General features: G+C 73.7%; 2 protein-coding genes and 1 pseudogene. 2 read left to right on the plus strand and 1 reads right to left on the minus strand.

Going from position 1 to position 2,645, the window contains the following annotated elements:
* Positions 1 to 238: pseudogene (locus D8M29_RS10880) on the plus strand (DUF3459 domain-containing protein); the annotation flags it as partial.
* Positions 239 to 251: 13 nt separating this feature from the next.
* On the opposite strand, the gene D8M29_RS10885 reads toward D8M29_RS10880, so the two are convergent.
* A complete protein-coding gene (locus D8M29_RS10885; RefSeq protein WP_127435509.1) occupies positions 252 to 1,553 on the minus strand; it encodes a DUF4032 domain-containing protein in 1,302 nt (433 codons plus the stop codon).
* A 107-nt stretch (positions 1,554 to 1,660) separates the two neighbouring features.
* Between D8M29_RS10885 and D8M29_RS10890 the strand changes: the two genes are divergently transcribed.
* On the plus strand, positions 1,661 to 2,533 hold the full coding sequence (locus tag D8M29_RS10890) for a thioredoxin domain-containing protein (protein WP_127435508.1): 873 nt from the start codon (positions 1,661 to 1,663) through the stop codon (positions 2,531 to 2,533).
* Positions 2,534 to 2,645 lie beyond the last annotated feature (112 nt).

The following is a 2,645-nucleotide window of genomic DNA, read 5'->3' on the forward strand; positions in this document are numbered from 1 at the left end:
TCGCCGCGACCGCGTCCGGGCCGAGGTGGACGCGGCCCGGCGCCACGTGCGCCTCACCCGCGCCGGCGAGGACGCCGACGTCGTCCTGCTCGTCGCCCTCGGCGCGGAGCCGCTTCCCGTGCCCGCGGACCTGACGCGGGCGGAGCTGCTCGCCGGCCACGGCGACCACGGCCCGCTCGGCCCCGGCACGGTGCCGGCGGCGGTCCCGGCCCCCGGCTTCCTGCTCCTGCGCCGCTGAGCCGCGTCCGGCGTCAGTCCGCGTCCGCAGGCGGGACGGCGCGCAGCATGGTGGTCGTGGGGTGCAGTGCCACCGCGTCCTCGTCGCGGCGGGCCCGCAGCACCGTGTCCACGTAGGAGTCCACCGCCTCCTGCAGGGGCACGGCCTGGCCGCGGGCCTCGGAGAGGTACCAGCGGTGCTCGAGGAGCTGGTGCATCACCTCGGCGGGCTCGAGCTTGGCTCGCAGCTCAAGGGGCACCGAGCGGACCACGGGGTCGAACACCTCCACCACCCAGCGGTGCGCCGCAGCCTCGATGTCCATGTACGGGTCCCACTCCCGGCGGGCGGCCTCGATGTCCACGAGCAGCCGGCGGGCCTGGTTCTCCTGGACCTCGAGTCCCGTGAGGCGGGTCAGCCGACGGCGGTGGTAGCCCGCGTGGATCTCGACGGGTCGGGCGATCATCATCCCGGGGGCGTCGGCGGCGCGCAGTGAGTACTCGGCCAGCTCGAACCCGAGCTCCTGCAGGCGGCGGACGCGGCGGTCCAGGCGCCACGGCTCGGCGCGGGGGAACAGCAGAGGCTCGGTCAGCTCGTCCCACAGCCGTCGGTAGGACGCCACGAGCAGGTCCGGCGTGGTGACGGGGTCCACCTCCGGGTCCAGCAGCCCGCTGGCCTGCAGGTCCAGCAGCTCACCGCCCACGTTCACGGCGGCCACGTCCAGGTCGTGCTCGCGCTGGCCGGTGGACAGCCGCTCCCGCAGCTCGCCGGTCTCGGCGTCCACCAGGTGAGCGGCGAACCCGCCCGCGTCCCGCCGGAACAGGACGTTGGACAGGGAGACGTCACCCCAGAAGAACCCCTCGAGGTGCAGTTCCACGAGCAGCGTCGCCAGCGCGTCCATGAGCCGCACGAGGGTGCGGCGCTCGAGGCGCTCCGAGAACACGGCGCGGTACGGCAGGGAGAAGCGCAGGTGCCTGGTCACGAGGGCGGCGGGCAGGGGCGTGCCGTCGTCCTCCGTGCGTCCGGTGACCACGGCCACCGGCACCACCGACGGCGCCGGGCTCCGCTCGAGCCGGCGCAGCAGCCGGTACTCGTGGAACGCGAGTTCTTCAGTGGTCTCCTTCACCGCCACGATGCCCCCGCCCATCCGGGCGAAGCGCACCACGTGACGGGAGATGCCCCGCGGCAGGGCCGCCAGCACCTCACGCGGCCACATCTCGAGGGGGAGCGCCCAGGGCAGGGCGAGCAGAGACGTCGCCGGGTCCTCGGTCGCGTCCCCCGACGGGGCGCCCGTGATGGTCAGTCGATCGACGGGGGAGGGGGTCTCGGCGGTGTCCATGGTCACGATCCTTTCAGACAGGGCCGCTATGCTCGCCTGGCGCGGCGCGCCCGCTGCCCGCCGGCTCCGGTGCTCGACCCGGACCGACTGCCCCACGAGGAGGACCCTTGGCCCGGAACACGTCAGGCTCGCACACCTCGGCGACGGACGCTCGTGCGCGTGCCCGCCAGATCCAGGAGGAGCAGCGCAGGAAGGACAGTCGCCGCCGCACCGGCGTCATCTGGGGCTCGGTCCTCGCGGTGGTGCTCGTGATCGGCCTCGTCGTCGCGTTCGTGCTCAACCGCAACGGCGACGACGCCGCCACCGCCGGCCCCATCCCCGCCGTGGCGAACGAGGAGGGCGGCATCGAGTTGACCTCGGCCACGGCCCTGGCGGAGGGCGCGGGAGAACGCGAGGTCGACCCCTCGACGATCGAGGTGCCGAAGCAGGCCGCGAGCTCTCAGCCCGAGACCCTGCCGAACACCGAGGCCCGTGGTGATGGTGAGCCGACGCGGATCGTGCTCTACGAGGACTTCAACTGCGTGCACTGCGCGGACTTCGAGTCCACCAACGGGGACCAGATCGAGCAGTGGCTCGAGCAGGGCGAGGTCACGGTCGAGTACCGGATGGTGGACTACCTGAGCGCCCCGAACAACCAGAACTACTCGGCCCGCGCCGCCAACGCCGCGTACTGTGTGGCGGACCAGAAGCCCGAGGCCTACAACGGCTTCGTGTCCGCCCTGTTCGCCGCCTACGACGAGCACCAGGGCAAGGGCCTGGACAACGCGGCGATCACGCAGCTCGCGCAGGAGCACGGCGCGGACATCGCCTCCTGCGTCGAGGACGGCACGTTCCGCTCCGCGGTCGAGCACACCACCCGCCAGGCGCGCGTCGCCGGCGTGGCCGGCACCCCCACCGTGTTCGTGGACGGGAAGAACTGGGCCCTCGACGGCGAGGACAAGACCTTCATCGAATGGGCGGGCGCCAAGATCGCCGGCTGACCCGGCTGACCCGTCGCCGAGGTCCGCGGGGCGTCCCCACGCAGGGGGCGCCCCGCGCCGTCCGCCCGGGCCTTGTACGCTGGGAGGGTCGGCCGCGGCGCCCCCGGGCGCC

It is taken from the genome of Micrococcus sp. HSID17227 (assembly GCF_003989405.1).
Classification (GTDB): Bacteria; Actinomycetota; Actinomycetes; order Actinomycetales; family Micrococcaceae; genus Micrococcus; species Micrococcus luteus.

Coding starts and splice junctions, on each gene's coding strand:
- D8M29_RS10885 (WP_127435509.1), bottom strand. CDS start 1,553: ATGGACACCGCCGAGACCCCCTCCCCCGTCGATCGACTGACCATCACG.